We start from the raw sequence: 7,022 nt of genomic DNA, 5'->3' as shown, positions 1-7,022 counted from the left end.
GCGGCGGATGATGTGATAGATAATCAGTAATAAAAACCAAATCGATACCGAGGTTTCCAGCCGCGCCTATCGTCGCCGGCGCCGCAGCGACGATAGGCGCGCGGATCATCAGATTCCATAACGACGTTATCGCCGGCGCCGTGCTTATCGAGATACAGCGGCAGGCCGCCGCGTTTCAGGCTGCTGGTGACCTGCGCCAAACAGACGCACAGCAGCGGAAAGCATAATCGGCCCAGGGTGGCGGCAAACTCCCGTTCGCTGTAATTATCAAAGGAGATCAGCGCCATTATCAGCGGTACGATCATGCCAATAGTCAAGGTGTAATAACGCAGCGCACGCTTGACCTGCTACTTTGGCCAGCCAAAATGTACGACGAATAACCCTTGCGGGCGGGCGAAGTGGGCGCACACCATATGACGGTCCGGCGGCGTTTATCGACACCAATATCACCGGGACCTCAATCCTTCTGGAAGCGGCGCGCGAATATTGGCAGGCTTTACCCCCTGCCGCCCGTGCCGCCTTTCGCTTTCATCATGTCTCCACCGATGAAGTGTACGGCGATTTGCCCGATAACGGCAGCCGGTTCAACGAAAGCACGCCCTATGCGCCCAGCAGCTCGTACTCCGCCTCGAAAGCCGCCAGCGATCATTTGGCGCGCGCCTGGATGCGCACTTACGGTCTACCGGTGCTGGTAGCCCATTTCTCCAATAATTATTGACCATATAATTTCACTGAAAAGCTGATTCCGCTGATAATTATCAACGCGCTGGCGGGCAAGCCGTTACCGGTTTACGGCAACGGCGGCCAGATTCGTGATTGGCTGTATGTGGAAGATCATGCCCGCGCGCTCTATCAGGTGGTAACCCGCGGCCATCCTGGTGAAACCTATTACCATCGGCGGCCATAACGAGCGGCGCAATATTGAGGTAGTCAAGGCGCTGTGCGCACTGTTGGAGCAGGCCGGCGCGTCTCATCCCGCCGGCGTCACGGCGTTCAGGCAACTCATTACGTTTGTAGAAGATCGGCCGGGGCATGACCGACGCTATGCGATTGACGCCGGCAAAATTGCCCGGGAATTAGGCTGGCGGCCGCAGGAAACCTTTGACAGCGGCCTAGCGAAAACCGTGCAGTGGTATTTGACCCATCGTGAGTGGTGGCAGCGCGTTCTGGACGGCAGCTATCGTGGCAAACGTCCCGGTCTCGGGTCAAGCCTGTAAAGCGAGGAGAACAGATGAAAGGTATTGTCTTGGCGGGCGGCAGCGGCAGTCGCCTCTATCCGATTACTCGCGGCACCTCCAAACAGCTGTTGCCCGTGTACGACAAGCCGATGATTTACCGCTATCGGTGCTGATGCTGGCGGGGATCTGCGATATTCTGATTATCACCACGCCAGAAGAGATGCCGTTATTCAAGCGGTTGCTCAGCGCGGGCGAGGCGTTTGGCGTTCGTCTGACTTATACCGCCCAGTTGAGTCCCAAGGGTATAAGCGCAGGCGTTCCTGATTGGCGAAAGCTTTATCAGCGACGACCGTTGCTGCCTGGTGCTCGGCGATAATATCTATTTCGGTCAAGGGTTCAGTCCCAATCTGCGGCAGGTGGCGTCACGGGAGCAGGGTGCGACGCTATTCGCCTATCAGGTGATGGATCCTGAGCGTTTCGGCGTGGTGGCGTTTGACGACGATTTTCACGCCGTCGCGCTTGAGGAAAAACCGGCCCATCCACGCTCACGCTGGGCGGTGACCGGGCTTTATTTCTATGATCGTCAGGTGGTAAATTTCGCCAAACGAGTCACGCCTTCGGAGCGCGGAGAGCTGGAGATTACGTCGATAAACCAGATGTATCTGGAGCAGGGCGGGCTGCACGTCGAACTGCTGGGGCGAGGTTTTGCCTGGCTGTATACCGGCACTCATGACAGCCTGATTAAAGCCAGTACCTTTGTGCAGACCGTTGAGAAGCACCTGGGGTTTAAAATCGCCTGTCTGGAAGAAATCGGTTGGCGCAACGGTTGGCTCGATGATGACGACGTGCGGCGCGCGTCAGCAATTGCAGGTGAAAACCGATTATGGCCAATATCTGTTGGATCTGCTCAATGTCCGTCCACGCCAATATTGATCTCCTGACCTGGGAGAGCGACTTTTTCGGCCGCCGCCTGGACCGCATCGCATTTGGTGATGCCGCGCCCTGTCTGACGTCCGGGGGACTTGCGGAGTTTGCGCTGGTGCAGGCGAAAGTGGCGGCAACACCCACAGCACCGGCACCGTGGCGCTGACGCCGTCGCCGATAGCCACCGCTACCGGATAAAGCCAGGCGTGACGCAATCCATATCCCAGCACCGACTAGAACACATTGCGCAGGGTCAGGGAAAAATGGTCTTGATTGACTTTCCCCACCCGGCTGCTGGATCGATTGAGAAAGGCATGATAATGCCGGCGTGAACTCAGGCTAAAACCGACCAGCAGCAGCGCCCCGAAAAGTGGGATGAGCGTCTCCTGGCTGGTCAGCATCATACCGAGCGCGTGAGTCAACTGGTTGAAGGTGTTGTCTAGGGTCACCCAGCCGGCGCAGATCAAGTCCCACGTGCAGCGGATAGGAAAGCGTAATCGGATTACGTCCGCCACCCAGAACAAATAGCGGTGGGCCGCTTCCTGGATCTCGTTCATCGCTTCTTCAAGCTGGCTATTGGCCACCTTCAGCTTGGTAAGCTCCAGAATCTGAGTGTCGCACCCGGTCAGTAGCGCATTGAGCAGGTTGTGCTGGGTGGCGAGCTGCGCGTCCAGAATGCGGCGCTGCGCCGACGCCAGCGGTGAACCATCGTCCTGTGCGCCTTGGGTGAGCTGCGGCAGCTTGTTCATCAAGTCTTCAAAATGCAGGCGCTGGACGCGCAGCTGAGCCATATCGCTGTCAAGCTGCTGCGGCTTCAGCATTTCCGGCAGTCTGGATACTTGGACGCGCAGGGTTTCCTCCAGCGCCGGAGATTCATCCAGCCATTGCGCCTGCACGCGCAGCGTGGTGAGCGCCTGGCATACCTGCAGGGCTTGCGAAACGGCCTGACGCTATTGCGAGGTGATAAGGTCCATGCGCTGCGCCTGTTGATTCAGCGCGGTGGAAAGTTCGCGATTGGTTTGCAACTGGCTGCCAATTGACTTGGGCAACTTGCCGACCTGCTCCGCCAGCATTTTGGTGTGCTCAATGGCCTGCTCCGCCTCCTGCTGACGCAGGCTGTTGAGCTGATTGCGCAGCGCCTGCTGCAGCTTATCCGCGCGGTCATGGCGTTTTTTCAGCAGTTCAGCACGCAGGCGCGACAGCTCCTGGCGGTTATTGGCGCTCAACTGAGCGAATCCAACTCTTCCACCTTCAACCGGTGGGTGGCCTGCGCCTGCTGCAGATCTTTTTTGATCTACCCCTCGTCAGGCAGATTGGCGGCGAAGGCCGGGGAGGCCAGTAGCCACCCCAGAAGGAAAATTGTAATCAGGCGCAAGGTGAAAACTCTCAAGTTAATCGTAAGTGAATCAGCTCAGCGGGCTGTCGGTTTGCGCGATACACCGTGGGCCAGTCGCTGACCGACGCGGGTGACGTAGCGGGTATACAGGTGTTTGCCCAGCAGCACATTTTTGCCGGCAAACAGATTGATAACGGTAGAACCCAGCTTAAAGCGCCCCATTTCCTGGCCTTTGAGCAGTACCACCGCCCCGTCGGCGTCCGCCTGAGGGTAGCGCCAGCGCTTGATAATCCCCTCCCGCGGCGGCGTGACGGTCCCCGCCCACACGGTTTCAATGCTGCCGACAATGGTTGCACCGACCAGAATCTGCGCCATCGGACCGAAATCGGTATCAAACAGGCAGATAATCCGCTCGTTGCGGGCGAACAAATTGGGGATATTCGCCGCCGTTAACGGGTTCACCGAAAACAATTCCCCCGGCACGTACAACATTTCGCGTAACACGCCGTTGCAGGGCATATGTACGCGATGATGATCGCGCGGGGCGAGATAGGTGGTAACGAAACTGCCGTCGCGAAACCGGGCGATCATGGACTCATTACCGGCCAGCAGCGCTTCTAAGCTGTAGTGATGCCCCTTCGCCTGGAACACCTGCTCGCCCTCAATGGGGCCGAGCTGGGAAATGATCCCGTCCGCCGGCAACACCAGCACGGCGGGGTCGGCATCAATGGGTCGGGCCTCATCGCGCAGCGGCCGGACAAAAAATGCGTTAAATGTGGGATAGGCGACCACATCCGGCTGCTGTGCTTCCTGCATGTCGACTTTATACCAGCGGACAAACAGCGTAATGACTCCGCGGGTTAGCCAGCCGCCGTGACGTTCAGCGCCCCAACCGGCCAGCTCCGTCAGCCAGCGCTTAGGCAGTAAGTGTTGTAAAGCTATCTTTATCCTGTCCAGCACGGGGACCTCGTTCCTGTTATGTGTTTTAGCCAAAAGGGGTCGCATTGTACCGGCGGTGGTGTGAAAAGTCAGCGATCGGGCCATCAAAACGACTTACGGGCATTGACCTGGGCCATACTGTCAAGGATGCAATGATAATTATCGGACCGCTCGCGGGCGATAGCGCCGCTTTCCACCGCGCCCCGAATCGCGCAGCCGGGATCGGTATCATGTCGGCAATCGCGGAATTTGCAGGTGCCTAGATACTCCCTGAATTCGATGAAACCGCGAGCAATGCGTTCCGGTGCCAAATGCCACAGGCCAAATTCGCGCACCCTTGGAGAATCAATAAGATGACCGCCATGACTGAAATGATACAGCCGGGCGCGGTGGTGGTGGTATGTTGCCCGAGCCACGAATTATCGGAAACGCTTTTGACCAAAATCTTCTCATGTTCCGGCGGCAAAAGCGTATTAAGCAGACTCGATTTACCCGCCCCCGACTGGCCGGCAAAAATACTCGTGCGTCCGGTCAAAGCCTCCCGGAAAGGATCCATCCCTTCGCCGGTTCGGCTTGACACCATCAACACCGGATAGCTGATGCGGCGATAAATAGCCATCAGCCGCTCCACTTCCGTGCGGCTTGCCGGTGTCAGCAGATCGATTTTGTTCAGTACGATGAGTGTCTCGACTTCCACCGTTTCGCACGCCACCAGATAGCGATCAATAATATTTAAAGACAGCTCGGGCAAAAGGGCGGAGACGATGACGATTTGATCCATATTTGCCGCGATCAGTTTGACGCCATCATAGATATCGGGGCGCGTCAGCACGGAACGGCGCGGATGAACCGCCTCAACGATACCGCTGCCCCTGGACGGCTGTTCACTGCCGGCGCGCCAGACCACCTTATCGCCCGTGACCAGGGATTTCAGCGTCCGGCGCAAGTTACAGCGATAAATGTGTCCGGCGGCGTCCTCCACGTCGGCATGCATGCCGAACCGGCTGACAACCACGCCTTCCTGGGCCTCGCCCAACTGCTGGTCGTCCCAATGGGCGGCGCCGCGCTCGCGCTGCTGCAGGCGGCGCTAATGATTGGCTTGTACCCGGCGCTCCTGACCTTTGGACAGTTTATTTTTGCTCACTGCGCCTCACTTAAACGGATGAATCGCCCGTGGCGATGAAAACGGCTATCATACAGAGTATTCTACCAGATAAGCCGTAAAATCCCTTGCTACGAGAAAATCATGCCGGTAAATGATAACAACCTGGTTTGGATCGATCTGGAAATGACCGGGCTTGATCCCGAACGCGATCGCATTATCGAGATAGCGACGCTGGTCACTGACGCCAATCTGGCTATTTTGGCGGAAGGTCCGGTATTGGCCATACACCAATCCGACGCGCAACTGGCGCTGATGGATGACTGGAATGTTCGCACCCACACCGCCAGCGGGCTGGTTGACCGGGTGCGGCAAAGCGCGCTTGATGAAGAGGCGGCGGTGGCGCAGACCCTAGCCTTTCTCGCCGGCTGGGTGCCCGCCGGCAAATCGCCGATTTGCGGCAACAGTATCGGTCAGGATCGGCGCTTCTTGTTCCGCTATATGCCGGCGCTTGAGGCGTATTTTCACTACCGTTACCTGGATGTCAGTACGCTGAAAGAATTGGCGCGCCGCTGGAAGCCGGAAATTCTGTCCGGCCTGAAGAAAAACAATACCCATCAGGCGCTGGACGATATCCGCGAATCGGTGGCGGAGCTGGCCTATTATCGCGAGCATTTCATCCGTCTGTAGACGGTGGCCGCGAAAACTGTGCGGCTGTGGTCATTTTTACGCAAATCGCACCGGCGAACGCCTTTTTTAACGCTGAAAGGCTTGCAGAGGTGCGCGATTCCCGTATAATTCGCTCCCCGTAACGTCAGACTCTCACGTTACGCCCAAGCGGGAATAGCTCAGTGGTAGAGCGCAACCTTGCCAAGGTTGGGGTCGCGAGTTCAAGCCTCGTTTCCCGCTCCAATTTCTTCCTTTCTATGCGTTAGGCAATCAGTCGTTCATCCGTTCTCTGTGCTTACGTCAGATACCCTCTGCTAAATCACGCCGCCAGGATATCTTCCGTGACGTCCGCACCGCGTTTCCCCTGAAGGTCGCTCCGCTCAAGGCGCCAGAAGAAAACGTTGATATTGGAAGGAACTGTTGTTGATGGTGCCCGTGGCGCTGACATTATGCACATTATGGATAACTTTGAGATGTGTAAATATTCCCTTGAAACGCAACACCACGCTTTTCGGCAAGCTGGTCTGGTGGCTCTGTGTGTAGTGGTCAACTAAAACTGGCCACCGCGTTAGCGTTTTTCCAGTATCTATTTTCTGATTCGTTTGGTGGGGCAACCCACCGTTATATTCATGCGGCCTGAGTGCGCTGTAATATCCCACGATATAGTCGGTAATTTCATGAGCTGTTTCGCTGAAGCCGTTGTAACCCTTTGTCGGCACCCATTCTGTCTTCAGGCTGCGGAAGAACCGCTCCATCGGACTGTTATCCCAACAGTTACCACGCCGACTCATGCTTTGTTTGATCCGGTAACGCCACAGCAACTGTCGGAACTGCCTGCTCGTATAGTGGCTACCCTGATCGCTGTGGAACATCA

At 56.9% G+C, this 7,022-nt stretch carries 2 protein-coding genes, 1 tRNA gene and 6 pseudogenes; 4 read left to right on the top strand and 5 right to left on the bottom strand.

The features are described 5' to 3' along the window. Positions 1 to 413: pseudogene (locus ACTBDU_RS15505) on the bottom strand (miniconductance mechanosensitive channel MscM); the annotation flags it as partial. A gap of 2 nt (positions 414 to 415) precedes the next feature. Here ACTBDU_RS15505 and ACTBDU_RS15500 point away from each other — a divergent pair. After that, a pseudogene (locus ACTBDU_RS15500) lies at positions 416 to 1,217 on the top strand (GDP-mannose 4,6-dehydratase); the annotation flags it as partial. 14 nt (positions 1,218 to 1,231) lie between these two features. After that, positions 1,232 to 2,111 (top strand): annotated as a pseudogene (gene rfbA, locus ACTBDU_RS15495) (glucose-1-phosphate thymidylyltransferase RfbA). A 125-nt stretch (positions 2,112 to 2,236) separates the two neighbouring features. On the opposite strand, the pseudogene ACTBDU_RS15490 reads toward rfbA, so the two are convergent. The 3 genes and pseudogenes from ACTBDU_RS15490 to rsgA all read right to left on the bottom strand — a co-directional run. Continuing rightward, positions 2,237 to 3,334: pseudogene (locus ACTBDU_RS15490) on the bottom strand (miniconductance mechanosensitive channel MscM); the annotation flags it as partial. Between the two features lie 179 nt (positions 3,335 to 3,513). Continuing rightward, positions 3,514 to 4,398 (bottom strand): archaetidylserine decarboxylase, encoded by an 885-nt coding sequence (asd, locus tag ACTBDU_RS15485; RefSeq protein ID WP_438807090.1) that lies wholly within the window; start codon positions 4,396 to 4,398, stop codon positions 3,514 to 3,516. An 83-nt stretch (positions 4,399 to 4,481) separates the two neighbouring features. Continuing rightward, positions 4,482 to 5,521: pseudogene (gene rsgA, locus ACTBDU_RS15480) on the bottom strand (small ribosomal subunit biogenesis GTPase RsgA). A gap of 102 nt (positions 5,522 to 5,623) precedes the next feature. Here rsgA and orn point away from each other — a divergent pair. Together orn and ACTBDU_RS15470 are read left to right on the top strand one after the other, a co-directional pair. Next, positions 5,624 to 6,169, top strand: coding sequence for an oligoribonuclease (orn, locus tag ACTBDU_RS15475; RefSeq protein WP_438807089.1), 546 nt, complete (start codon positions 5,624 to 5,626; stop codon positions 6,167 to 6,169). 147 nt (positions 6,170 to 6,316) lie between these two features. Continuing rightward, positions 6,317 to 6,391, top strand: a tRNA-Gly gene (locus ACTBDU_RS15470). Positions 6,392 to 6,694: 303 nt separating this feature from the next. On the opposite strand, the pseudogene ACTBDU_RS15465 reads toward ACTBDU_RS15470, so the two are convergent. Further along, a pseudogene (locus tag ACTBDU_RS15465) lies at positions 6,695 to 7,022 on the bottom strand (integrase core domain-containing protein); the annotation flags it as partial.

This window comes from Sodalis sp. (in: enterobacteria) (assembly GCF_051710625.1).
Classification (GTDB): Bacteria; Pseudomonadota; Gammaproteobacteria; order Enterobacterales; family Enterobacteriaceae; genus JBPESN01.
Note: the sequence above shows the minus strand (reverse complement) of the source record. Positions and strands in the feature narration are given on the sequence as shown.

Coding starts and splice junctions, on each gene's coding strand:
- orn (WP_438807089.1), top strand. CDS start 5,624: ATGCCGGTAAATGATAACAACCTGGTTTGGATCGATCTGGAAATGACC.